Genomic DNA, 23,868 nt, shown 5'->3' on the forward strand with positions numbered 1-23,868 from the left:
ATTAAGAAGGGTATAAAAACGCTATTTATCAGTTGTTTATAAACATTATCTCATCTCGTTTATAGACTAGCTGGCTTACTTTTCCGCCTCGGCTGGCCAGATGTGTGGGCCAGTCAGGAGGCAGATGAAAGGAACGAGACCATGGCCAGAGCGCGCAAACCTGCTGCCTTTATCAAGGATCCTCTTTGGTACAAGGATGCGGTGGTCTATCAGGTCCACCTAAAATCCTTCTTCGATTCGAATAACGACGGCGTCGGCGACTTTCAGGGCTTGATCGACAAGCTCGACTACATAGCCGACCTCGGCGTGAACACCATCTGGCTACTGCCGTTCTACCCATCGCCGCGTCGCGACGACGGTTATGACATTGCTGAATACCGTGGCGTGCATTCGGATTACGGCACCATGGCTGACGCCAAGCGCTTCATCGCCGAGGCTCACAAGCGTGGCCTGCGGGTGATCACCGAACTGGTCATCAACCACACCTCCGACCAGCATCCGTGGTTTCAGCGTGCGCGCAAGGCGAAGAAGGGCTCCGCGGCGCGTGACTTTTACGTGTGGTCCGACACTGACGAGAAATACGACGGCACGCGGATCATCTTTCTGGATACCGAAGTGTCGAACTGGACCTGGGACCCGGTAGCACAGCAGTACTTCTGGCATCGCTTCTATTCTCACCAGCCGGACCTCAACTTCGACAACCCGCAGGTGATGAAGGCGGTTCTCAGCGTGATGCGCTACTGGCTGGATCTCGGGATCGACGGACTGCGTCTGGACGCGATTCCCTATCTGGTGGAGCGCGACGGCACCAACAACGAGAACCTGCCCGAAACCCATGTGGTGTTGAAGAAGATCCGCGCCGAGATCGACGCCAACTACCCCGACCGCATGCTGCTGGCCGAAGCCAATCAATGGCCGGAAGACACGCAGCTGTACTTCGGCGGCGAGGACGGCGGGCTCGGCGACGAATGCCACATGGCGTTCCATTTCCCGTTGATGCCGCGCATGTACATGGCGCTTGCCCAGGAAGACCGTTTCCCGATTACCGACATTCTCCGGCAAACACCAGACATTCCCGAGAACTGCCAGTGGGCGATCTTCCTGCGCAACCATGACGAGCTGACGCTGGAAATGGTGACCGACAAGGAGCGTGACTACCTCTGGAATTACTACGCCTCCGACAAGCGCGCGCGCATCAACCTCGGCATCCGACGTCGCCTGGCGCCACTGCTGGAACGGGACCGCCGCAGGATCGAGCTGCTCAACAGCCTGTTGCTTTCGATGCCCGGTACGCCGGTGATCTATTACGGCGATGAAATCGGCATGGGCGACAACATCTTCCTCGGTGACCGAGACGGTGTGCGCACGCCGATGCAATGGTCGGTCGACCGCAACGGCGGCTTCTCCCGCGCCGACCCGCCCAGCCTGGTGCTGCCGCCGATCATGGACCCGCTCTACGGCTATCAGGCGATCAACGTCGAGGCTCAGCAGCGCGACCCACATTCACTGCTCAACTGGACGCGACGGCTGCTTTCCATCCGTAAGCAGTTCAAGGCATTCGGCCGTGGCACCCTGAAGATGCTGGCGCCGAGCAACCGTCGCATTCTTGCCTATATCCGCGAATTCACAACGGCAACCGGCGAGACGGAAGTGATCTTCTGCGTCGCCAACGTCTCGCGTTCGGCACAGGCCGCAGAGCTGGAGCTGTCGCATTACGCCGGAATGGTGCCGGTGGAAATGGTCGGCGGCAGTGCCTTCCCGCCGATCGGCCAACTGCCGTATCTGCTGACTCTACCTCCCTACGGCTTCTACTGGTTCCAGCTGGCAACCAGTCACCAGATGCCGAGCTGGCACCAAGAACCGGTGGAAACCATGCCTGACTTTCAAACGTTGGTGCTCAAGCGCCTGGATACGCTCAATGCGGCCAACAAACGGATTCTGGAAACCGAATCGCTGCCGGCATACCTGCCCAAGCGTCGCTGGTTCGCCAGCAAGGACGCGACGATCAATTCGATCAAGATCTGCTACAGCGTGCCGTTCGGCGACCCGCAACGCCCCGTCTTGTTGAGTGAGGTGGCGGTCGATGCAGGCGGACGCAGCGACCGTTATCAGTTGCCATTGGGCTTCCTCGACGAAGGTGACTTCGATATCGCGCTGCCACAGCAACTGGCAATGGCGCGGGTTCGTCGCGGGCCGCAAGTGGGCCTCCTGACTGATGCCTTCGCGCTCAAGCAGTTCGTACTCGGCGTCATCCAGGGGCTGCGCGAGGAGCAGGTGCTGCCGTGCGGCGAAGGCGAGATACGTTTCCAGCCCATGGCGCAGCTTGCAGAAATCGAACTGCCAGCCGAGGCGGAAGTGCGCTACCTGACGGCCGAGCAGTCCAACAGCTCGGCAATCATCGGCAGCTGCATGATGATCAAGGTCTTGCGCCGCGTTTCGGCCGGGATGCACCCGGAACTGGAAATGGGCAGCTTCCTGACCGAACAGGGCTTCACCCATATCTCGGCGATGCTGGGGCAGGTGAGCCGCTTCGACAAGAGCGGTGAGCAATATGCCCTGATGGTCGTGCAGCGCTTCCTCGACAACCAGGGCGACGCCTGGGAGTGGACGCTGAACACGCTGGACCGGGCGGTGCGCGACCAGATCGCTGGCGGCGTTTCGCTGCATGAAAACCAGTTCAGTGCACTGGAAGAGCTGGAAGCCTTCAACCGGTTGCTTGGTCAACGCCTGGGCGAAATGCACATGACCTTGGCGGTGCAGACCGACAACCAGGCCTTTGCTGCCGAGCCAACCACGGCTTCGGATGCCAAGGACTGGACACAGCTGATTTCCGGGCAGGTCGAACATGCGCTTAACCTGCTGCAGGCTCGCCGTGGCGATCTGGATCGTAAAACTACCGCTCAGGTCGATCAGCTCCTTGACCAGCGCAAGGAGCTGTTGGCGGAGGTCAAGCGGCTGGCTAACCGCACGCTGGGTGGGCTTCGGACGCGTGTGCATGGTGACCTGCACCTTGGCCAGATTCTGGTTGCGCAGGGTGATGCCTACTTCATCGACTTCGAGGGTGAGCCCGCACGCTCGCTCGAGGAGCGACGCAGCAAGCTGAGCCCCTTCAAGGACGTCGCCGGTGTCCTGCGCTCCTTTGAATACGCCACCGCCATGACGCTGCGCAACGCCCAGTCGAGCGACAGCTCGGAAGTTGCCGACCAGGCTCGCCGCACCATTTCCGATACCTATCAACAAAGCGCACGCGCGGTCTTCCTGGAAGCTTATCGCGAGGCGACCGCCGAGTTGCCACATGCCTGGAAGGACGCGGCCGGTGCTGATGCGGCTCTGGCCCTGTTCAGCCTGGAAAAGACCGCGTATGAAGTAGCTTATGAAGCAGAGAACCGCCCGGCTTGGCTGACCGTCCCGCTTCAGGGACTGGCGACGCTGGCACAACAGATTTCCGATGGAGGTTACCAATGAATGATCGTCCGGCCGTGACAATGCCCGGTGAAAACCTGCTACCAACCGATGCTGATGTCGATGCGCTGGTGCGCGCCGAACATGGCAACCCGTTTTCCATTCTTGGCCCGCACCCGGACGGTGATGGGCTGGTCGTGCGCGCCTACCTGCCCAATGCGTTGGGCGTCGAAGTGCTTGAGCGCAGCGGGGGAAGGGTGCTGGCGGCCATGGAGCAAGGCCAGGTGCCCGGCTTTTTCTTCACCCGGTTGACCAATCAACAGCCATATCTGTTGAAGATTCGCTGGGCGAGTGGCGAACAAATCACCGAAGACCCTTTCAGCTTTGGTCCCCAGCTCGGCGAAATGGACATGTACCTGTTTTCCGAGGGCAACCATCGGGAAATCGGCCGCGTGTTCGGCGCTCAGCCCATGGAGGTCGATGGCGTTCAGGGTGTTCGCTTCGCAGTGTGGGCGCCTAACGCTCGCCGCGTATCGGTAGTTGGCAGCTTCAACGGTTGGGACGGGCGTCGGCACCCCATGCGCCTGCGCTTTCCGTCAGGCGTGTGGGAAATCTTCATCCCGCGTTTGCAGCCGGGTGAGGCCTACAAATACGAGATTCTTGGCCCGCACGGCATCCTGCCACTGAAGGCCGATCCGATTGCTCTGGCTACCGAACTGCCGCCAGGCACTGCATCGGTAATCTCGCACCCGCTCGAATACGAATGGAAAGACGAGGCCTGGCTGGAGCAGCGAGCAAAGCAACAGTCGGTGAAAGCACCGATGAGCATTTACGAGCTGCACGCCGGTTCCTGGCGTCGCGACGGCGGCGACGACGGTCGCCTGTACGACTGGCATGAACTGGCCGAGCGGCTGATTCCCTATGTGGTCGACCTGGGCTTCACCCATATCGAACTGATGCCCATCATGGAGCACCCCTTCGGCGGCTCCTGGGGTTACCAGCTGCTGTCCCAGTTCGCGCCAAGCGCGCGATATGGGTCGGCGCACGACTTCGCAGCCTTCATCGATGCCTGTCACGCCGCCGGTATCGGTGTGATTCTCGACTGGGTTCCGGCCCACTTCCCGACTGATGCTCATGGTTTGGGCGAGTTCGATGGCACTGCGCTATACGAGTACGCGCACCCGTTCGAGGGTTTCCATCAGGACTGGGATACCTACATCTACAACCTGGGGCGTACCGAGGTGCATGGCTTCATGCTTGCCTCGGCATTGCACTGGCTGCGCGAATTCCACGTCGACGCACTGCGTGTGGATGCGGTGGCCTCGATGCTGTATCGGGACTACTCGCGAAAGGATGGTGAGTGGATTCCCAACCGTCATGGCGGCCGGGAGAATCTGGAAGCCATCGACTTCCTGCGTCACCTGAATGATGTCGTGGCGACTGAAACCCCTGGTGCGCTGGTCATTGCTGAGGAGTCCACAGCATTCCCCGGCGTGAGCAAGCCAACGTCCGAGGACGGGCTCGGCTTTGCCTACAAGTGGAACATGGGCTGGATGCACGACACGCTCCAATACATCGAAGAAGACCCGATCAACCGTCAGTACCACCACGACAAGTTCACTTTCGGCATGGTCTACGCCTATTCGGAACACTTCGTCCTGCCGATTTCCCACGATGAGGTGGTGCACGGCAAAGGCTCGTTGATCGACAAAATGCCGGGCGACCGCTGGCAGAAATTCGCCAACCTGCGGGCTTATCTGTCGTTCATGTGGACGCACCCCGGCAAGAAGCTACTGTTCATGGGCTGCGAGTTCGGCCAATGGCGTGAATGGAACCATGACCGCGAGCTTGATTGGCATCTGCTGGAAGAGCCCGACCACCGCGGCGCGCAGAATCTGGTGCGCGATCTCAATCATCTGTACAGCAAGGAACCTGCGCTGCATGAGCTCGACTCCGATCCGGCCGGCTTCCAGTGGTTGATTGGTGATGATCGCGCCAACAGCGTATTTGCCTGGTTGCGCATGGATTCCAGCGGCAATCCATTGTTGATCGTGGGTAATTACACGCCGGTCGTTCGCGAGAACTATCGCATTGGCGTGCCAGTCGACAGTCGCTGGGAGGAAATCTTCAACAGTGACGCCGAGTGCTATGGCGGCTCCAACGTGGGTAATGGCGGCGGCGGCATATTGGCCGAGCAGATTCCTGCTCATGGTCAGGACGTGTCACTGGCGCTGACCCTGCCGCCGCTGGGTGTGATCATCCTTCGACCCCAGGTGTAACTGGTGCTTGCGGTGGCAGCGGTCAGGGCAAACTTGCGGTCATTATCAAGTCGCTGTAGACGGGTGCTCCTCCTGCGGGTCGTCGTCGTTTTGCGCCTGGCCACGAGAACGCAGCTTCTTGGCCCGTAGTTCCAGCGCCACGTAAACCATCGTGGCAAACATAAGCGGGACAAGGAAGTAGACCACCCGGTAGCCGATCAACCCGGCCACGATGTTGGCCTGGCTGAGTTCACCGCCGCTGAGCATTGCCACGAACACCGCTTCAATCACCCCCAGCCCGGCCGGTATGTGGGCAATCACGCCCGCTACGCTGCTGATCATCAGAATGCCCAGCACGACGGGATAGGGCACCTGTTGCGACAGCATAAAGTAGACCACCAGCGCCATCAGAGCCCAGTTGCTGGCGCCGAGCAGCATCTGGACCACAGCCAGGCGCAGGCTCGGCAAATAGATCTCGTGCTTGCGGATCGTCCAGTGGCGGCGTTTGGAGAAGCCGCACGCCCAGAGATAGACCGCCGAGACCAGCAGCAGCCCAGCGCCCAGTACACGCAATGCGGTATGACCGATCTCCCAGTCAGCGGGCGGCGTGATCCAGCCCAGGGAAAAGATCAGCCCCGCCAGCCACAAATAGCCGAGCCAGTTGGTCAGCACGCTCATGGTGAACACACGGGTGATCTGCGAGGTGCGCAGGCCAAACCGCGAGTAAAGCCGATAGCGCAGCGCGATTCCGCCGACCCAGGCGCTCAGGTTGAGGTTGAAGGCGTAGCAGACAAAGGTCACCGGGAGGATTTGCCGGATTGGCATGTCGTGCTGGGCATAGCGTTTGCCGAGTACGTCGAAACAGCAGTACACCGCATAACTCACCGCGGTGGCTGCGCCAGCCATCCACAGCGTCCTGGCGCTGTAGTTGCGCAGCGTCTGATAGACCTCACTCCAGTTGACGTTGCGGGCAAGCCCGATCAATAGCCCGGCGACCAGAATGAAGAAGCAGTAGGTCAGGATCCGCTTGATCAGCGGCCATCGGCGGCGCCACCCGCTCTGTGGCTGGTGGTGTCGCTCTGTCATTGATGTTCTCGCTGCAAGGGGGCTGGGCTGGGCTCCAGGGGCTCCGGATCGAGCAGCTGCAACCTTGGTTTATGCGCCGGCAACAGGCCAACCCACTGAGGGAAGTGACGCAGGAAGTGGAAAATGATGAAGGCCAGCGGTGCTCGCCACCAGTAACCACGAATGATGCGCTCCAACGGAATGCGGCGGCAGTCCTGTTGCAGCAGTCGGTCCAGGTTCTCGTGCAATTGGCGGTTGAAGCTGTGATCACGAATGATCAGGTTCGCCTCGAGGTTGAGCGACAGGCTCAGGGGATCGAGATTGCTCGAGCCCACTGTGGACCACTCGTAGTCGACCAGCGCTACCTTGCCATGCAACGGCCGGCGGCAGTATTCATGGATCTCCACGCCGTCGCTCATCAGATAGTTGTAAAGCATGCGCGCGCCGAACTTCGCAATCGGCATGTCCGGTTCGCCCTGCAGAATCAACCGGACCCTGACGCCACGCCGTGCGGCGTTGCGGATTTCCCGCAGCACCCGGTAACCGGGGAAGAAATAAGCGTTGGCGATCAGCAGGCGTGAGCGAGCATCGCGGATCGCCTGCAGATAATGCTGCTCGATGTCGTTGCTGTGGTCGTTGTTGTCGCGGGTCACGAACAGGGCGCGGGCTTCTCCTCGGCTGACGCCGACAAAACCGTTGCTTTGAGTTCGTGGCCGCCGATGCCACCAGCGGCGGTGCGTAGAGGTGGCCGAAATGTTGGCGAGCGAGAAACGGTGGATATCGTGTACGACCGGGCCTTCGACCCGAAGCGCGTAATCCTGCTTGGCCGCTGGGCCAAAATCGCCGAGATGGTCAGCGGAAAAGTTGATGCCGCCGATGAAGGCCAGATCACCATCCACCACGACAATCTTGCGGTGCATGCGGCGGAACACGTTCAGACGCTTGCCCAATACCCGCTTGCCCGGATCGAATACGTGGACGCGTACACCGGCCCGAGCCATCGCCGCGGCAAAATCGCCATCCAGGTCAGCCGAGCCATAACCGTCTACGGTCACATCCACACTGACGCCGCGCTCCGCTGCGGCGATCAGTGTCTGTTGCAGCTCCTGTCCAACCTTGTCTTTGAAAAAGATGAAGGTTTCCAGCAGCACTTCCTTTTCCGCGGCCGCGATGGCCTCGAATACAGCGGGAAAGAATTCCTCGCCGTTTTCCAGCAACTGAAGACGATTCCCGTCTCTCCAGTGAAAATTCATATGTGTATCTCCACCGCCAAGGGCAGATGATCGGACAAGTGTGTCCAGGGTTTGTTACCCAGTATTCTCGGTTTGTGGCTCGTGGCATTTCGCACATAGATCCGGTCCAGCCTCAGCATCGGCCAGCGCGCCGGGAAGGTTTTCGCCACCTTGCCCTGTGATACCGCGAAAACCTCGTGCATACCGGCGCAGCGATCCAACACCTGAGCACCTTTGAGTCGCCAGTCGTTGAAGTCCCCGGCAACCACCACTGGGGCATCGGCTGGCAGCGAGTCAAGAAGGTCACAGAGCAGGCGCAATTGCTGCTGACGATGGGCTTCGCGCAGGCCCAGGTGCACGCAGATAGCATGGAACTCGTCATGCCCCGGCACCTGCAGCACGCTGTGCAACAGGCCTCGACGCTCAGGGCCAGCAATGGAAATGTCGAGGTTCTCGTAACGCGTGATGGGAAATTTGGAGAGCAGGGCATTGCCGTGGTCGCCGTCCGGGTAGACGGCGTTGCGGCCATAGGCGAAATCGGTCCAGATGCTGTCAGCCAGGAACTCGTACTGTGACATCTTGGGCCAGTCATGAAAGCGCAACGCATGCTTTTCATGGGTACCGAGCACTTCCTGCAGAAACACGATATCGGCCGATACCGCCCTGACTGCCTCGCGCAACTCCGGCAGGATGAACCGCCGGTTGAGTGCGGTGAAGCCTTTATGGGTGTTTACGGTCAGCAGGCGGACCGTGCTGACCGCCGTGGACATATGCGCGTCTAGGTCGCGGCTGTCGAGGGGGTGGGACTTGTCCAGATTCACGCCAATGCTCCTTCCAACTGGCCTGGAGTGGTTTCCAGGTCTTTATCCAGTCCGAGCCGGCGCAACAGCTGTCGCGCGTCATAGGGCGCCCGGACCTTTACATCGTTATCGAAATAGCAATAAACGGCGCGATGCTTGCGCGCCGGAGGCTTGCTGGAGCTGATCAGATGAGCGTCGTCAGGCTGGCCGCCATTGCTCCAGCGGGTGATGCGCTGGGCCCAGTTATCCAGCGCATCATCGGTGTAGCCGCTGGTGTAGAGCTGTTCGGCGCCGTGAAGGCGGATGTAGACGAAATCACTGGTGAGATCCTCTCGGTATGGCCACTTACCGGCCGTGTCGGCTACAACCAGTGCAACCTTGTATTTGCGCAAAAGCGCTACGAACGCCGGATCGACAAAGCTCTCGTTACGTATTTCGACCGCATGGCGAAGGGCGCGTTTGCGGTCAATCTGCAGATAACTGCGGCCCTCCATGCGTGGTTCACAGCCTTTTGCCATTTCCAACGCCGCAGCCGTGTCATGCGGCAGCAAACTGAGGAAGGTTTCGAAACGCTCGGGATCGAATTTGAACGAAGGCGGGAACTGCCACAGCATCGGACCGAGCTTGTCCTTGAGCGCAAGAACACCGGAGGCAAGAAAGTTGGCAATGGGCTTCTCGACATCCCGAAGGCGCAGCACATGGGTGATGTAGCGGGGCGCCTTGACGCTGAAAACGAAGCCCTTGGGTGTCTCGTCATACCAGCCGGCGTAGAGCTCTGGCTTCTGCAGCGAGTAGAACGAGCCGTTGATCTCGATGCTGCTCACGGCGCGCGAGGCGAACTTCAGCTCGTTCTTCTGGACGAGACCCTTGGGATAGAAGTCGCCTCGCCAGGGTGCGTAGCGCCAGCCGGACATGCCTATATGGATGGCTGCCATCGCTTGCTCCTGTGGCCTAACGGGGGTTCTGCATGCTGGTCGGATCGCTGGCCGGGAAGGTGTCGGCGACGGCCTCGTCGACCAGCGTTTCCTCCGAGCCGTGCATGTTCGAGCCCTCTCGTTGGGGCTTCAGCTCGACCTTGATCCAACCGCCTTCGCGCCGATCGAACGCTTCGAATGCCGCGATGACATCGCTCATCGGCTTGACCTGGGTGAGAATCTTCGTCGGGTCGATGCGCCGCGCCTGGATCATCTCGATCAGCCGGGGGATGTATTTGCGGTGGTGGCAGTTACCCATGTTCATGGTGATGTTCTTGTTCATCGCCATGCCGATGGGAAAGGTCGTGGCATCCGGTGGGTAGACGCCAATGATCGACAAGGTGCCGGCCTTGGCCAGACACTGCACGCCCCATTCGAGCGCCTGGGACGGCGCATCGCCCGGTTGCCACTTGGCGTTCTGATCGGCATTAGTGCCGTCGGCAGGTTTGCCGCCGCAGCAATCGTGTTCCGCATCGACGCCTACAGCATCAATCACGCGGTCGACGCCAATCCCGCCGGTCAAACGCTTGAGCGTTTCGATCGGGTCTTCTCGATTGAAATCGATGATCTCAGCCCCCTGACGCTGGGCCATGCGCAGACGGTCGTCGTATTGGTCGATGGCAAAGATGCGCCCGGCACCCAGCAGTTTGGCGCTGGCAATGGCGAACTGACCGACCGGACCGCAGCCGAATACGGCTACCGTATCGCCGGCTTCGATCTCGGCCATCTCCGCGCCGAAATAGCCGGTCGGGAAAATGTCCGAGAGCAAGATTGCCTGGTCATCGCTGATCTCTGGCGGCAGTTTCACCAGCCCGATATTGGCGAAGGGAATGCGCGCCTTTTCGGCTTGCAGCCCATGAAATGGGCCTGTGGCCGCAGGGCCGCCGTAGAACGCAGTGCCTGCTTCCTTGCCGTTTGGATTGGCCACGTCGCACTGGGCGAAATAGCCCGAGCGGCAGTACGAGCAGTTGCCGCAGGCAATGGTCGAGGGGATCACCACGCGGTCGCCGATCTGCAGGTTGCGCACGTCCTCGCCGAGCTCTTCAACGATGCCGACACCCTCATGCCCAAGAATGGTGCCGGGCTTCATGCCGCTGAAGGTGCCGCGCACGAAGTGCAGATCCGTCCCGCAAATGGCAGAGGCGGTGATGCGCACAATGGCGTCGGTCGGGGCCTCGATCTTGGGGTCGGGTACGTCTTCGAGGCGTATGTCGCCGACATCGTGATAGACCACAGCTTTCATGGGCGTCTCCATAAACGGTCCAATCGCGCCTGGCCGGGCTTCGATTGGTCTGAATGAATGGTGAGTGACATCCAGCAGATCAGCCGAGCTGGAGCAGCTGGGCTGAACAATCCTTGGGCATGCGCCTGCCTGTGCGGGCGGCGCGATCCACGGCACGTTGCTTACGCAATCTGCTCCCTTCATTCGGACTGATAGCGGCTTGCCCGGTTCATCTTTTTTTCCCCTGCAGCGCAGCCGGGGCCGCTCAGTATCGGGAGTTACCGCCTGTTGGAAGAGTGCTGAGGCGAGGCGAAAGGCACGGCCGGGTCAACGAAACGGGCGCTCCCATGGCAGCTCGCCCGCGAACGCTTCGACCAGATAGTCGATCATGGCTCGCACTTTGGCGGGCGGGCGGCGATCTGGCGGGTAGACCACATGGATCCCGCCGAGGCCCAGCGGTGGCTGATCGAGTTCGATGACTTCCAGCTCACCTCGGCTGAGGGCCGCCGCCAAGATGAACTGCGGCTGGTAGATCAGCCCTTGGTCACCCACGGCGGCTGCCACCAGCGCCGCGCCGTTGTTAGCCACCAGGTTGCCCTGGATCGGTACGCGGAATTCTCCCTCGGGTCCGAATGCCCATTCTCGACCGCCCAGCAAGTTCGACAGGCTGTAACCCAGGCAATTGTGCTGCGACAGATCGCTCACCCGCTTCGGCACGCCATGCCGGGCCAGATAGCCGGGCGAGGCGCAGACCTGCATCCGGCAGTCAGTCAGACGCCTGGCCTGCAACGGGCTGTCGGTCAGGCGGCCAATTCGCACGGCCATGTCCCAGCTCCCATCGATCAAGTCGACCTGGCTGTCGGTCAGCCCCAGTTCGACTTTGACCGCTGGGTGGCGCTGACTGAATTCAGGCATCAAGGGCGCGATGAAACGGGTACCGAACGACAGAGGCACGTTCATGCGCAGCAGGCCTGAGGCTTCGACCCGCTGTGAGGCGACGCTGGCCTCGGCTTCGTCGATTTCCGGGAGGATCCGCAGGCACGCCTCGAGGTAGCTGCTGCCCGCCGCTGTTAGGCTTAGCCGTCGGGTGCTGCGGTGAAAAAGCTTGACCCCTAGGCGTGCTTCCAGCGCATCCACATGCTTGGTCGCCATGGCCGGTGACAAGCCCAGATGACGCGCAGCGGCAGACAGGCTGCCAGCACTGGCTGCACGGGCAAACACTCGCATTCCGGTGATTCGGTCGAGCATTGCAGCTCCTACTCTCAGTTGAAACTGTTGATTCAGATTGCCTTGTTCAGCTCAAAACAACCGTAATCCATACTGTGCGTCCGCCCCCTCAGGATCAAGATGCGATGCATAACCACGCCAATATGAGGATGCCCACACTGTTCGTGCCGCACGGTGCCGGGCCGTGCTTCTTCATGGAATGGAACCCAGCCGATGCATGGGATGCGATGGCTGCCTTTCTGAGATCTGTCGCCGCAACGTTGCCGCAGCGCCCTCGTTCGATCGTGCTGATCTCAGGGCATTGGCTGGAGTCACGCGTCATGGTCACGGCGAACGCACGACCTGAGCTCATCTATGACTACAGCGGATTTCCCGCGCATACCTACGCCTTGGAGTACCCGGCACCAGGCGATCCAGCGCTGGCGGCACGGCTGGTCGAGTTGCTTGGTGAGGCTGGCATTGCGGCGGGCGAGGACGGGCAACGCGGCTACGACCACGGCACCTTCATTCCACTGAAGCTGATGTTTGCCGAGGCAGACGTGCCGGTGGTGCAGTTGTCGCTGCAGCGCGATCTGGACGCGGCGACCCATCTCGCTATTGGTCGCGCCATCGCTCCGCTGCGTGATGAGGGTGTGTTGATCGTCGGCAGCGGCATGAGCTTTCACAACATGCGTGGCTATGGCGATCCGCGTTTCGCGCCGATTTCGGATGAGTTCGACCACTGGTTGAGCGATGCCGTCAGTGCAGCGCCCCAGGATCGTGAGGCGCTGCTGCAGGGATGGGAGCAGGCGCCTTCAGCGCGGCTCTGCCATCCGCCCCGTGGCGAAGAGCACCTTTTGCCGCTGATGGTGGCGGCTGGTGCGGCGGCGGACGGGGCGGGACGCAAGGTATTCACTGATCGCGTCATGCATACGACGCTGTCGGCCTACCGGTTTGACTGATCAATCAGTCCATTAGAAACGAGGTCTCTTTATGCTCAGCTCTACCGTACAGATCCAGACATCCGACCCCAGCCGCCTGATCCGCAGGCTCTGCAAACACTGGAGCCACAAGTTCGAGGTGGATTTCGATGACCAACATGGCCATATCGCCTTGGGTGAGACTCAGTGTTCGCTGACGGCCGGAGAAAACAGCCTGACCGCTACCTTGCAGAGCACGGACGAGGAACAGCTGACGCGGATGGAGGCCGTTGTGGCTGACCACCTGCAGCGTATGTCAGCCGACGAGACGTTCAATTTTGTCTGGCAGCGCTGAAGCGCTATCGCGATCAGTTGTTGCTGGCGAAGTTCGGCAGCGTGCTGACCGGTTGTGAAAAGCGGAAAGGAATCGACAGCATCGAGTCGCCATAAGCTTTCTGAACGACGAAGTGCAGGTGCGGGCCGGTACTACGGCCGGTATTGCCGGATTGGCCAAGCAGCGTGCCGACTTTGACCTGCTGCCCCGCCTTGACCTTCACTGAACCGCGGCTCAGGTGCAGGTATGCGCTATGCGTGCCGTCGTCGTGCAGGATTCGCACATAGTTGCCGGCCGGGTTGGGCATCCGCCCGTGCTGCCCATCACGCGCCTTCAACACCGTTCCCGCACGCGCGGCCACGATGGGCGTGCCTTCCGGCATGGCGATATCGACCGCATAACGGCCCTTGGGCGATGTGTGGCTGTAGTCACCGCCTGCGCCCTGCGAAATGGAGAACGGGCCGCCTTTCCAGGGCAGGGCATAGGCATAACCGCCAACGGAACCCTTTTTGCCCGGCTCAGGTGAGTAGATCAGCGAGTAGCTGAACGAATGCTGGTACATCAGCGGATAGCCGGGTTGGCGTTTGCGCAATGTGGCAACGCGCATACGGGTTCGTGCCGGCACTGTCTTGCGGACCACGCCTTTACCAACGCCGGTGACGTTGACCATGTGCGTCAGGCGCACCACGACTTCGACCGGAACGTCGGTGTCGTTGCGCACGTCCATCGCTTTGCCCGAGCCAACACGGTTGACGAACAGCTTTACGGTGCCCGGCTTGGTGGCAGGCAGCGTCGCATTGCTGATGGTGCCGCCGGCAAGCGAGGGCAGGGCAACAATGGAGCAGCAGGTCAGCAGAACGAAGGAAATGAGCAGCCGAATGAGATGCATAAAGAAGTGATCCGTCACGGAAGGGACACTCTGCCCGCGACTGGCAGGAACAAATCCGTAGGTTCATGAACGCCGCGCTGTGGGTTGGGACTGGAGTCGCTTGGCGGGGTTCAATACCGCACGTCGAGTTCAAACGAACGGTTGAGTGCTGGCGCGGTTGTTGTGCTTCAGAGACAAAAAAGCCCCGGAGACCGGGGCTTTGAACGCAACTGTTGTCAGGTCGGTGCCTGTTTACCCGTTATTCCTCTTCCTTGATCAGTTCGAACAGCAACAGCGAGCGGCCGGTGAGGGCGTATTCGTTGTTGAAGTCGAAACGCTCGGATCGGGCGTTGGGGTTGTTGGTGTCAATCAGGCGGTTCCAGTAGATGCCCTGAGGCACCTCGGGTAGCGCGAAATTGACCACATCGTGATGGGAGTTGACGATCAGCAGCAGGGTCGCGTCCGAGCCGGCCTTGCGGATGCCGGTGGGCTGCGCCCGACCGTCCAGCAGCATGCCCATGCACCGGTTGTTGCCGTCTTCCCAATGCTCAATGGTCATCTCCTCGCCGTGTGGCGCCAGCCAGGTCACGTCCTTGACGCCCAACTCTTCGTTATAGGCGCCGACGAGGAAGCGTCCACGGCGCAGCATCGGGTAGCGCTGACGCAACCGGATCAGCTTGCGCACGAAGGCCTGCAGCGTGCGGCCGTCGTCGGAAATGTTCCAGTTGACCCAGCCGATTTCGCTGTCCTGGCAGTACGCATTGTTATTGCCGTTCTGCGTGCGGGCGAACTCGTCGCCGGCGACGATCATCGGCGTGCCCTGTGAGAACAACAGGGTGCCGAAGAAGTTACGCATCTGCCGGAAGCGCAGTTCGTTGATCTCCGGATCGTCAGTCGGGCCTTCCGTGCCATGGTTCCAGGAGATGTTGTTGCTGCTGCCGTCGCGGTTGTCTTCGTCGTTGGCCTCGTTGTGTTTGTCGTTGTACGACACGAGGTCATTCAGGGTGAACCCGTCATGTGCAGTGATGAAGTTCACCGAACTGAATGGGCGGCGACCACGCTGATTGAACAGATCGCCGGAACCGGTCAGGCGCGCCGCAAAGTCCGGCAGCTGATCGCCGTCGCCTTTCCAGAACGCGCGCACGGTGTCGCGATACTGGTCGTTCCACTCGGCCCAACCAGGCGGGAAGCCACCGACCTGATAACCGCCGGGGCCACAGTCCCAGGGTTCGGCGATAAGTTTGGTCTTTGCCAGCACCGGATCCTGACGGCAGGCGACCAGGAACCCGTGGCGCTCGTCATACCCGTCGTGCTCGCGGCCGAGGATGGTTGCCAAGTCGAAGCGGAAGCCATCGACGTGCATCTCTTCAGCCCAGTAGCGCAGGGAGTCGGTCACCATTTGCAGGACACAGGGGTGACTCATGTCCAGCGTGTTGCCGGTGCCGGAGTCGTTGATGTAGTAGCGCTTCTGGTCGGGCATCAGCCGGTAGTACGAGGCATTGTCGATGCCGCGCATGGAAAGCGTCGGGCCCAGCTCGTTGCCCTCGGCGGTGTGGTTGTAGACCACGTCGAGGATGACCTCGAGATCCGCGTTGTGCAGGTGGGCGACCATTTCCTTGAATTCGCTGATCTTGCCGCTCGCTAAATATTTCGGGTGCGGTGCGAAGAAGGCGATGCTGTTGTAACCCCAGTAGTTGCTCATCCCTTTTTCGAGCAGATGTTGATCCTGCACGAAGCCGTGGATCGGCAAAAACTCGATGGAGGACACGCCGAGCTTGCGTACGTAATCGATCACTTCCGGCGTCTTGAACCCGCCAAAGGTGCCGCGCATGTCCTCGGGTACTGCCGGGTGCTGCATGGTGAAACCCCGCACGTGGGTTTCGTAGATGATCGTGCGATCCCAGGGCACCTGTACGGGGCGGTCATGGCCCCAGGTGAAGGCTGGATCGATGATCTTACACTTCGGTACGAAGGGCGCGCTGTCGCGCTCGTCGTAGCTCAGGTCACCATCAGGATGACCAATGGTGTAGCCGAACAGAGCTTCAGACCACTTCAGTTCACCGACCAATTGCTTGGCATAAGGGTCGATCAGCAGTTTGTTCGGATTGAAGCGGTGACCATTCTCGGGGTCGTACGGGCCGTGAACGCGGTAGCCATAGATCTGTCCAGGGTGTGCGTCCGGTAGGTAACCGTGCCAGATCTCATCGGTGTACTCCGGCAGCTCGATGCGCTCGAGTTCGGTCTCGCCATCGGTATCGAACAGGCACAGCTCAACCTTGGTGGCGTTCGCAGAGAAGATCGCGAAATTGACTCCCAACCCGTCCCAGGTGGCGCCAAGTGGGAAGGGAAAACCTTCACGGATACGCGAAGGCGTCAGAATCTGAGGCGCCGCAGGCTTTTTTCTACTCATGAAATCTCCGATGGCAACTCTGCCCAATGGCTGTGCAGGGCGGTGAAGGACCACGACTCGCCGGCTCCTAGATGGAGCCGGCTCGGTGGCATGACGCGGTGTCGTTCAGCTGTCTTTCTTGGCGCGTGGTGCACGGGGTTTCTTCACGCCTTCAGGAGTACCCTCGGCTGCGTTGGTACCCGCTTTGGCCTTGGGGCGTGCAGTTCCCTTGGCTGGATCGACCGCAGGCTTGGCTGGCTTGACGTCTTTCGACTCCTTGGCTTCCTTCGCAGGTTTGGCTGCCTTGGTCGCCTTGGCGGGTTTGTCCGCAGGTGTGGCATCCGTTGGTTTTGTGACTGCTTTACGCGTCCGGGCTGCAGGCTTTGATTCGGAAGTATCGTTTTCCGCTTCTGCCAGCTTGCGGGCCATCTCCCAATGACGTTCGTCCTGCCCGTGCGGGCGGCCTTCCGAAACCCAGATGTCGTAGGCCAACTCGCGAATGCGCTGCTGTTGTTTAGTCATCGTTCTGATTCTCCTGTTGAACTCATTGTTAGCTGTAAAAGCGCAAAGGGCAGGTGCTGCAAAACCTCGGGCACGCTTAAACCTTCTTGTTTGGGTCTGACTGTCATTCCGTCGAAAAGTCGCTCCATTGCATTACCGCTCAGCGCATCGGGCAATCGGACATGGGTGTCGCCCCAGCGCTCGACCGGAATTTGTGGTGTCTGGCTGTCGCCTAGCAAGCCATACGCCAGACGCGCGGCGATCACGATCACGCAGTTGCCGTCGAGCTCACGAGCGAAGGCAATCACACTTTCGGCATGCTCGCCTTCGACCTTCAAAGGAAGATAGCGGCCCTCGGTAAACAGGCGCGGGTGGGCGCGACGCAGTTTTAGTGTGTTCGCGATCAGCCATTGCTTGATGCGACCGTCCTGCCAGTTCTCCATGAGCTCGGCAGGCTGTGCGTCCAGATTGAAAGTGGCGCGTCGACGGTCGAAATCGACGGGACGGCGGTTGTCGGGGTCGACCAGACTGAAGTCCCAGTAATCCGCGCCCTGATAGAGGTCGGGCACGCCCGGCGTGGTCATGCGCAGAAAAGTCTGGGTAAGGCTGTTCAGTGCGCCGGCAGGGGCCAGCTCGGCGGCGGCGGCGGCGATGTCGTCACGCAGCGTCTTGCATTCGTCACCCAGAAGCAGGGCTCGCAGATAGTGCTGGCAGGCGCCTTCGTAATCGCTGTTTGGATCGGTCCAGGTACTGCGCAATTTGGCCTCGCGCACGGCCTTTTCCTGCCATTGGATGATCCGCTCGCAGAAGGTTTCTATGGCCGGCTTGTCCTCAGCCTTCAGGTCCAGCGGCCAGCAGCCGAGCAGCACCTGATACAGCAACATTTCGTCGCCAGCCGAAGGCGCAGGTCCCTCTGGCAGCTCCTGGCGCTGGCCGTAGGCGAGCTGACGCCAATGTTTGACTTTGCTGGCGAACCATTCGCCGCGTTCGCTGATCACCGTCATCCGCGCACGGGTGTCTTCGCCGCGTTTGTGGTCATGGGTCGCCGTGGTCAGCAGGTTGCGCGGGAAGTGCTCAGCACGTTCGAGGCACTCGGCATGGAAGGTGTCGACCGGTGCGCTGAAGGTTTGCGGGTCAAAGCCGACATCGTTGCGCGACAGCAGCGCACCGGAGCGGTAGCAGGCGGTGTCTTCCACGGCCTTGGCGGCGGCAGGCGAGGTCAGCTGCTGGAAGCGGGTACAGGCATAGCGGCGAATCCGCCGTGCAGGTCCCGGCGGCAAGGAGCGAAGGTCTTCCCCACCGAGCCAGCGATCAAGCAGATCCAGCAGCGGCCAATCGGCTTCGCTAAGTGTGGTGCGCGCGCCGGCCAGCGCCTGCTGGAAGAATGGCTCGTCAGACTCGCGACGGCCGCGGGCGGCGATGTAGGTGCGGTACACCGGGAAATGCACGATCAGTTCGAGCAGCCCGCGGCGGATAGCGCCGAGTGTGATATCGCGGGTCATCACGTCATAGCGCGCGACCTGAAGCAGCGCCTGGGCGACCGTTTCGAAGTCGCCAGCCAATGGCCCGGTCAGCACCAGCTGTCGTGCCTGCCGGACTTCCTCCATGAAATCGGCGGGGCGCTCGGCGGTTTCGCTCCACAGCGCACACAGCACGGATTTACCGGCCGGGTCGTGCTGCAGCAGCGACACCTGGTTCATAAACTCGTAACCAGTGGTGCCGTCGACGCCCCAGTCGTCATGTAGACGCTCACCCTCGGCGAGGATTTTCTCGACGTAGATGGGTACGTGATCCTGTTCCGCGCTCTCGGGGCGCCCGGCATTGAGCCGGTCCACACGACGTCGTAAGCGGCGGCAGTAACCACGCGGGTTGGCCAGCCCGTCGATGTGATCGATACGCAAGCCGTCGACCAGCCCTTCGCTGATCAACTCGAAGATCTTGGCGTGAGTTTCCTCGAACACAACGGGGCGCTCGACACGCAGACCGCCCAGCTCGTTGATGTCGAAGAATCGCCGCCAGTTGATGTCGTCCCCGGCGGTACGCCAGCTGGCGAGGCGATAGTTCTGCCGTTCGAGCAGACCATGCAGGCGTTTGAAGCCTTCCTCAGTGGTCGAGTCGTAGTGCCTGAGCGCTTGTTCCAGCGTTTGCCGGGTGTTGCTGTCCTCCAGCAGACGGGCCAGGTCTGCACGCAATTCACGTGCGGTCTGATAAGGCGCCGGCTCGGTTTTCAGCGCATCGAAATGCTGCGCAAGGCTACGCAATTCAGGCTGGTCGGTCAGGCGCAGGATCTCGCCGTAAGTGGGCGGCGAAATGGGGAAGCGGTGCTCGTAGTGCTCGGCGTAAAAAGCGCCATTTTCGATATCCAGGCGCAGAGGAATCTTGCCTTCCTGCAGCGCATCGCCGTAGTCGCTGCCAAGGAAGGGCACCAACAGTTGGCCTTCCAGCAGTGGATCGGGAGAGTTCCACTGAATGTCGAAAAACTGGGCATAAGGGCTGCGGCGTCCCCACTCGAGCACGTCGAGCCACCAGGCGTTGCCTGAGCCGCCAACCGCCATGTGATTGGAGACGATGTCCAGTATCAGGCCCATGCCCTTGGCGCGCAGGGCATCGACCAGTCTTCGCAGTGCTGGCTCACCGCCCAGTTCCGGATTGATACGGGTCGGGTCGATGACGTCGTAGCCGTGCATTGAGCCGGGCCGTGCCGTCAGCAGCGGGGACGCGTACAGATGGCTGATACCAAGGTCGGCAAAGTAGTCGACCAGAGCGGTGGCATCGTCGAGGGTGAAGTCACGATGGAACTGCAGTCGCAACGTGGCGCTAAGGTCTCTCATCGATGTTTACTTCCAGTGGCCTGCTTGCGCGCGCTGGAGAGCAGCTCCAGGCGGTGCGAGCAAGCGGGGTCATCAAGCAGGGTAGCGCTGTCGCTGGGGTAGCGTCGGCGCCAGTTGGGATGGGTGTCGATGATGCCGGGCAGATTCGGTTGTTCGAGCAGGCCCAGGGCGTCCTCGACAGGGAACAGCATCAGCGGAGCCGGCGTGCGGCCGAGGAAGACGGCACAAGCGTCGGCGAGTACGTCTGGATCGGTGAGGTCGCCCTCGATGCTCGGTGCGTATTCACGTAACAGCCTCAGCAGCCCGCCACGCTCGCGCTCGCGTTCCTCCAGCTGTGCGGGGCGTTCGTCCTCGCGGTGCTGGCCGACCTGGATACGCCAGTCGATGTCATGGGCTGTCCACCAGCCCTCGATGGTCGGCAGGTCATGCGTGGTCGACGTGGCGATTGCGCTGTCTGGCCATTCATTGAGTGGCTTGAAAGTGCCGTTGTTGTCGCGTTCGAAAAACAGCACGCGCATGCCCAGCAGCTTGCGTGCCGCCAGCTTGTCGCGCAGTCCTTCGGGGACCGTCCCGAGGTCTTCGCCCAGCACCACAGCGTTACGCCGCCAGGCCTCCAGCGTGAGCAGGCGCAGCAGGTCGTCAAAGGGGTAATTGAGGTAAGCGCCTTCGGTGGGGCCGGCGCCTGCGGGCATCACCCACAGACGCATCAAGCCCATCACATGATCGATGCGTATGCCGCCGGCATGCGCCAGGTTGGCCCGAACCATTTCGATGAACGCGCGGTAACCGTGTGCCTTGAGGCCCCATGGGGAGAACGCTGAGATCCCCCAGCTTTGTCCCTGACGATTGATGACATCGGGCGGTGCACCCACGCTGAGCGCCGCCAAAACTTCATCCTGGCGACTCCAAGCCTGGCTGCCACCCCCGTCGGCACCCACGGCCAGGTCGCTGATCAGGCCGATCTTCATTCCAGCGCTGCAGGCGGCAATCTGGGCACGCTCGAGCCCACGGGCGATCAGCCATTGGCAAAAGGCGTAATAGCTGACCTCGGAGGCGTTTTCCTGTGCGAACTGTTCAACGGCGGCGCTTTGGGGCGTGCGGTATTCCTCGGGCCAGTCGCGCCAGTGCTGTGGGAAACCTTCTGGGCCGAGGAGGGCTGCGTGCAAGGCCTCGAAGCGACAATGGTTTTCCAGTGCTTCACCGCCTGCTTCGCGAAAACTGTCGAAGTCCGCCTGCTGGGCGTTACCGCCGGTGGCGAAATCCTCGTAGAGCGTGCGCAGCAGGCACTGGCGGGCTTGCGAGGCTGCGCTCCAATCGATCAGGTCGAGCGCCTCGAGGCGTTGTAGCTCGTCAGCAAGCCCGCAGGACTCGATTGCCATGCGCAGCGGCTTCTCACCCAGCACGGTGCCAGGTGCACTATGCAGAATGTTGTAGAACAGCCGGCTGGAAGGCGAATACGGGCTGTATTGGCCGCTGTTGCCGGTAAACATCGCGTGTACCGGGCTGATGCCCAGCGCGTCGGCCCCATGTGCAGCTGCATTGCGCGCAATCGCTTCAAGTGCCTGGGTATCGCCGAGCCCGCCATCACCGGGCCGACGCAATCCATAGAGCTGCACCGTAACCCCCCAGGCTCCCGGGCCGGCCACGTCTTCTACGCTGGGGCAGGCGTCAGGGGAGACGGCCAGCGTAAGCTGCTGGTCAGCAATACTCAGTCGGTGATAGCCGGGCGTATCGATGGCCGCAAGACGCGACTGGCTATCCAGGCTTCCGTCCAGCTCGCTACCGTCTTCGAGGGTCAGGCTGTAAGGTGCCGATGGCTCGAAGTACTGGCTGAGGTCCAGCGGCGCGCTCTGATCCAGCGTCAGCAGCGGCGGCACACTGGCCGCGCCTGAGCCGGCGTCGAGTTTTTCCAGGCTGAGTTCAATCTCCTCGTCGCTGGTGGCTGGCAGCCCCAGCCCGCCGAGCACGGCACGCAAGACCTCCGGTTTGACCCGTTGATCCTTGCCATCCGCATCTACCCATTCGATGGACAGGCCAGCCGCCTTGGCCAGGCGGTTCAGTCGTTCATCGCTCATTAAGACACTCCTGCTGATTCGAGCAAATACATCCTGGCGGTGCGCGCAGGTAATGTGTCGGTGCCGCCTGAATCGCCTTCACGGCTGCTGTGCAGCAAGCGCGCAGTCGAGGCAGGGGGCGTAACGGCAAGGTCGTTGCCACTCAAGTTGAGCTCCAGGCGCAACTCGCTGCGGTCACCCAGTTGCCAGCGAGCCAAGGCCGCGCTTTCGCCCAGGGCCTCAGCGCCGAGGAATTGCGAGCCTTCCAGCCGCGGTACGATTTCGGCGTGGCGAAGCTGCAGCAGATGGCGGTACAGGCTCAGCCATTCGGCGTGCTCAGGCTCGTCGCGCTTGCTGAAGTCAGGTTTGGAAGCCTCATACGTCTCGACTGCGTTTGGGTCGGGGATGCGCTCACGGGTGTGCTCGTCGGCGAACTCGGCAAATTCCGCGAATTCACCACGGCGACCCTCACGCACGGCGTCGGCCAGCTCGCCGTGATGGCTGGTGAAGAACAGGAAGGGCTCGCGCGCGCCCCATTCCTCGCCCATGAACAGCAGTGGCACCATGGGCGAAAGCAGCAGTACGGTCGTCGCCGCTTTCAGTGCTTCGGGTGGCGCCAGGTTGATCAGCCGGTCGCCGAAAGCACGGTTACCGGTTTGGTCGTGGTTCTGCAAAAACAGGACGAAGGCGGTCGGGGAGAGGTGACCGCTGGGCTCGCCGCGCGATTCACCACGGCGATTCTTATGCCCTTGATAGACGAAGCCTTCACCGAGAAAACGCACCAGTTTGCTGGTCGAGTCGCTGTGGTAATCGCCGTAATAGCCCTGACTCTCATCGGTGAGCAGGGTGTGCAGCACGTTATGGCCGTCATCGTTCCACTGGGCGGTGAAATCATCGGAGAGCAGGCTGGAAAGGTTGTGTTCGTTCTCCAGCACTAGATGCACATGGCGACCGGGCTCAACCTCCGCACGCACGCGTTCGGCCAATTCGGGCAGGAAGGTCGGGTCTGGAATCGCGTGGACAGCGTCCATTCGCAGCCCGTCGAAGCGATAGTCCATCAGCCACATCAGGGCATTATCGATGAAGAAATCGCGCACTTCGCGACGACGGAAATCGATGCCGTCTCCCCAGGGCGTCTGCTGGTCGTGACGGAAGAAGTGCTTGGCGTAGCTGTGCAGGTAATTCCCGTCCGGCCCGAAGTGGTTGTAGACCACATCGATGAATACCATCAGTCCTAGGCCATGGGCGGTGTCGATCAGGTGCTTGAGCTGATCGGGCGTGCCGTAGGAAGCTTCCGGCGCGTAGAGCAGAACGCCGTCGTAGCCCCAGTTGCGGTCGCCGGGAAATTCGGCGAGCGGCATCAACTCGATCGCAGTCACGCCGATATCCGCCAGCGCCTGAAGACGCTGTTCGATCTGCGCATAGCCTCCGTAACTGCCAGCGTGCAGTTCGTAGAGCACAGTTTCGTGCCAGGGACGGCCCGGCCAATCCGCGTTGCGCCACGTATAGGCTGCAGGATCGACGACTACGCTCGGGTCGTGCACATCGGCAGACTGTGCCCGGGACGCGGGGTCGGGCACCTGAAGTTCATCGTCGATGAGGAAACTGTACTGCGTGCCGGCGCCGACATCTGCCTCGATGCTGTACCAGCCGTCTTTACCTTCCTGCATTGGCAGCGTAGCGCCGCCAATGATCACCAGGCTGACGCTTTGCGCGTCCGGTGCCCAGAGCCTGAACCGGGTACGGGATTCTTCCAGTAGCACCGGTCCGTGTTGCCCGTTGCGGGCAGGCCTATTCTGCATTGATCAACCT

At 61.1% G+C, this 23,868-nt stretch carries 16 protein-coding genes; 4 read left to right on the forward strand and 12 right to left on the reverse strand.

What is annotated here, in order from left to right:
* Positions 1-141: 141 nt before the first annotated feature.
* Together treS and glgB are read left to right on the forward strand one after the other, a co-directional pair.
* Positions 142-3,465: a maltose alpha-D-glucosyltransferase gene (gene treS / locus ALTERO38_RS06335; protein WP_159967695.1), complete on the forward strand. Its 3,324-nt coding sequence runs from the start codon at positions 142-144 to the stop codon at positions 3,463-3,465.
* The gene (gene glgB / locus ALTERO38_RS06340; protein WP_159967696.1) at positions 3,462-5,681 is read left to right on the forward strand and encodes a 1,4-alpha-glucan branching protein GlgB; all 2,220 of its coding nucleotides are present in this window, start codon (positions 3,462-3,464) and stop codon (positions 5,679-5,681) included. Before treS ends, glgB begins: the two co-directional genes overlap by 4 nt.
* 45 nt (positions 5,682-5,726) lie before the next feature.
* Here glgB and ALTERO38_RS06345 read toward each other — a convergent pair whose 3' ends face one another.
* The 6 genes from ALTERO38_RS06345 to ALTERO38_RS06370 form a co-directional block, all read right to left on the reverse strand.
* Entirely contained in the window at positions 5,727-6,746 is a 1,020-nt protein-coding gene (locus ALTERO38_RS06345; protein ID WP_159967697.1) for a lysylphosphatidylglycerol synthase domain-containing protein, read from the reverse strand.
* Entirely contained in the window at positions 6,743-7,978 is a 1,236-nt protein-coding gene (clsB, locus tag ALTERO38_RS06350) for a cardiolipin synthase ClsB (RefSeq protein WP_159967698.1), read from the reverse strand. The genes ALTERO38_RS06345 and clsB overlap by 4 nt, the downstream gene beginning before the upstream one ends.
* A complete protein-coding gene (locus tag ALTERO38_RS06355; RefSeq protein ID WP_148924179.1) occupies positions 7,975-8,778 on the reverse strand; it encodes an endonuclease/exonuclease/phosphatase family protein in 804 nt (267 codons plus the stop codon). Before ALTERO38_RS06355 ends, clsB begins: the two co-directional genes overlap by 4 nt.
* Positions 8,775-9,692 carry a DUF72 domain-containing protein gene (locus ALTERO38_RS06360; protein WP_102835272.1) on the reverse strand — a complete coding sequence of 306 codons (918 nt, stop codon included), beginning with the start codon at positions 9,690-9,692 and terminating at the stop codon, positions 8,775-8,777. Before ALTERO38_RS06360 ends, ALTERO38_RS06355 begins: the two co-directional genes overlap by 4 nt.
* A gap of 16 nt (positions 9,693-9,708) precedes the next feature.
* Entirely contained in the window at positions 9,709-10,974 is a 1,266-nt protein-coding gene (locus ALTERO38_RS06365) for a zinc-dependent alcohol dehydrogenase (RefSeq protein ID WP_159967699.1), read from the reverse strand.
* Positions 10,975-11,280: 306 nt separating this feature from the next.
* Entirely contained in the window at positions 11,281-12,201 is a 921-nt protein-coding gene (locus ALTERO38_RS06370) for a LysR family transcriptional regulator (protein ID WP_159967700.1), read from the reverse strand.
* A gap of 104 nt (positions 12,202-12,305) precedes the next feature.
* Here ALTERO38_RS06370 and ALTERO38_RS06375 point away from each other — a divergent pair, with 104 nt between their 5' ends.
* Together ALTERO38_RS06375 and ALTERO38_RS06380 are read left to right on the forward strand one after the other, a co-directional pair.
* Positions 12,306-13,121 (forward strand): class III extradiol ring-cleavage dioxygenase, encoded by an 816-nt coding sequence (locus ALTERO38_RS06375; protein WP_159967701.1) that lies wholly within the window; start codon positions 12,306-12,308, stop codon positions 13,119-13,121.
* Positions 13,122-13,152: 31 nt separating this feature from the next.
* A complete protein-coding gene (locus tag ALTERO38_RS06380; RefSeq protein ID WP_159967702.1) occupies positions 13,153-13,434 on the forward strand; it encodes a DUF2218 domain-containing protein in 282 nt (93 codons plus the stop codon).
* Positions 13,435-13,447: 13 nt separating this feature from the next.
* On the opposite strand, the gene ALTERO38_RS06385 is transcribed toward ALTERO38_RS06380, so the two are convergent.
* The 6 genes from ALTERO38_RS06385 to treZ form a co-directional block, all read right to left on the reverse strand.
* Positions 13,448-14,302: a M23 family metallopeptidase gene (locus ALTERO38_RS06385; protein ID WP_159967703.1), complete on the reverse strand. Its 855-nt coding sequence runs from the start codon at positions 14,300-14,302 to the stop codon at positions 13,448-13,450.
* A gap of 238 nt (positions 14,303-14,540) precedes the next feature.
* Complete coding sequence (gene glgX / locus ALTERO38_RS06390; protein ID WP_159967704.1) at positions 14,541-16,691, reverse strand: glycogen debranching protein GlgX; 2,151 nt, start codon at positions 16,689-16,691, stop codon at positions 14,541-14,543.
* Positions 16,692-16,796: 105 nt separating this feature from the next.
* On the reverse strand, positions 16,797-17,192 hold the full coding sequence (locus ALTERO38_RS06395) for a DUF2934 domain-containing protein (RefSeq protein ID WP_159967705.1): 396 nt from the start codon (positions 17,190-17,192) through the stop codon (positions 16,797-16,799).
* On the reverse strand, positions 17,189-20,002 hold the full coding sequence (locus ALTERO38_RS06400) for a malto-oligosyltrehalose synthase (protein ID WP_159967706.1): 2,814 nt from the start codon (positions 20,000-20,002) through the stop codon (positions 17,189-17,191). Before ALTERO38_RS06400 ends, ALTERO38_RS06395 begins: the two co-directional genes overlap by 4 nt.
* A complete protein-coding gene (malQ, locus tag ALTERO38_RS06405) occupies positions 19,999-22,077 on the reverse strand; it encodes a 4-alpha-glucanotransferase (RefSeq protein ID WP_159967707.1) in 2,079 nt (692 codons plus the stop codon). The genes ALTERO38_RS06400 and malQ overlap by 4 nt, the downstream gene beginning before the upstream one ends.
* Positions 22,077-23,858 carry a malto-oligosyltrehalose trehalohydrolase gene (gene treZ, locus ALTERO38_RS06410; RefSeq protein WP_159967708.1) on the reverse strand — a complete coding sequence of 594 codons (1,782 nt, stop codon included), beginning with the start codon at positions 23,856-23,858 and terminating at the stop codon, positions 22,077-22,079. Before treZ ends, malQ begins: the two co-directional genes overlap by 1 nt.
* Positions 23,859-23,868: the final 10 nt, after the last annotated feature.

The sequence above is a fragment of the Pseudomonas sp. 9Ag genome (assembly GCF_902506445.1).
Taxonomy (GTDB): Bacteria; Pseudomonadota; Gammaproteobacteria; order Pseudomonadales; family Pseudomonadaceae; genus Stutzerimonas; species Stutzerimonas stutzeri_AB.

Coding starts and splice junctions, on each gene's coding strand:
- treZ (WP_159967708.1), bottom strand. CDS start 23,858: ATGCAGAATAGGCCTGCCCGCAACGGGCAACACGGACCGGTGCTACTG.
- ALTERO38_RS06400 (WP_159967706.1), bottom strand. CDS start 20,002: ATGAGAGACCTTAGCGCCACGTTGCGACTGCAGTTCCATCGTGACTTC.
- ALTERO38_RS06385 (WP_159967703.1), bottom strand. CDS start 14,302: ATGCATCTCATTCGGCTGCTCATTTCCTTCGTTCTGCTGACCTGCTGC.
- treS (WP_159967695.1), top strand. CDS start 142: ATGGCCAGAGCGCGCAAACCTGCTGCCTTTATCAAGGATCCTCTTTGG.
- ALTERO38_RS06370 (WP_159967700.1), bottom strand. CDS start 12,201: ATGCTCGACCGAATCACCGGAATGCGAGTGTTTGCCCGTGCAGCCAGT.
- glgB (WP_159967696.1), top strand. CDS start 3,462: ATGAATGATCGTCCGGCCGTGACAATGCCCGGTGAAAACCTGCTACCA.
- ALTERO38_RS06365 (WP_159967699.1), bottom strand. CDS start 10,974: ATGAAAGCTGTGGTCTATCACGATGTCGGCGACATACGCCTCGAAGAC.
- ALTERO38_RS06375 (WP_159967701.1), top strand. CDS start 12,306: ATGCATAACCACGCCAATATGAGGATGCCCACACTGTTCGTGCCGCAC.
- malQ (WP_159967707.1), bottom strand. CDS start 22,077: ATGAGCGATGAACGACTGAACCGCCTGGCCAAGGCGGCTGGCCTGTCC.
- ALTERO38_RS06395 (WP_159967705.1), bottom strand. CDS start 17,192: ATGACTAAACAACAGCAGCGCATTCGCGAGTTGGCCTACGACATCTGG.
- ALTERO38_RS06380 (WP_159967702.1), top strand. CDS start 13,153: ATGCTCAGCTCTACCGTACAGATCCAGACATCCGACCCCAGCCGCCTG.
- glgX (WP_159967704.1), bottom strand. CDS start 16,691: ATGAGTAGAAAAAAGCCTGCGGCGCCTCAGATTCTGACGCCTTCGCGT.
- ALTERO38_RS06360 (WP_102835272.1), bottom strand. CDS start 9,692: ATGGCAGCCATCCATATAGGCATGTCCGGCTGGCGCTACGCACCCTGG.
- clsB (WP_159967698.1), bottom strand. CDS start 7,978: ATGAATTTTCACTGGAGAGACGGGAATCGTCTTCAGTTGCTGGAAAAC.
- ALTERO38_RS06345 (WP_159967697.1), bottom strand. CDS start 6,746: ATGACAGAGCGACACCACCAGCCACAGAGCGGGTGGCGCCGCCGATGG.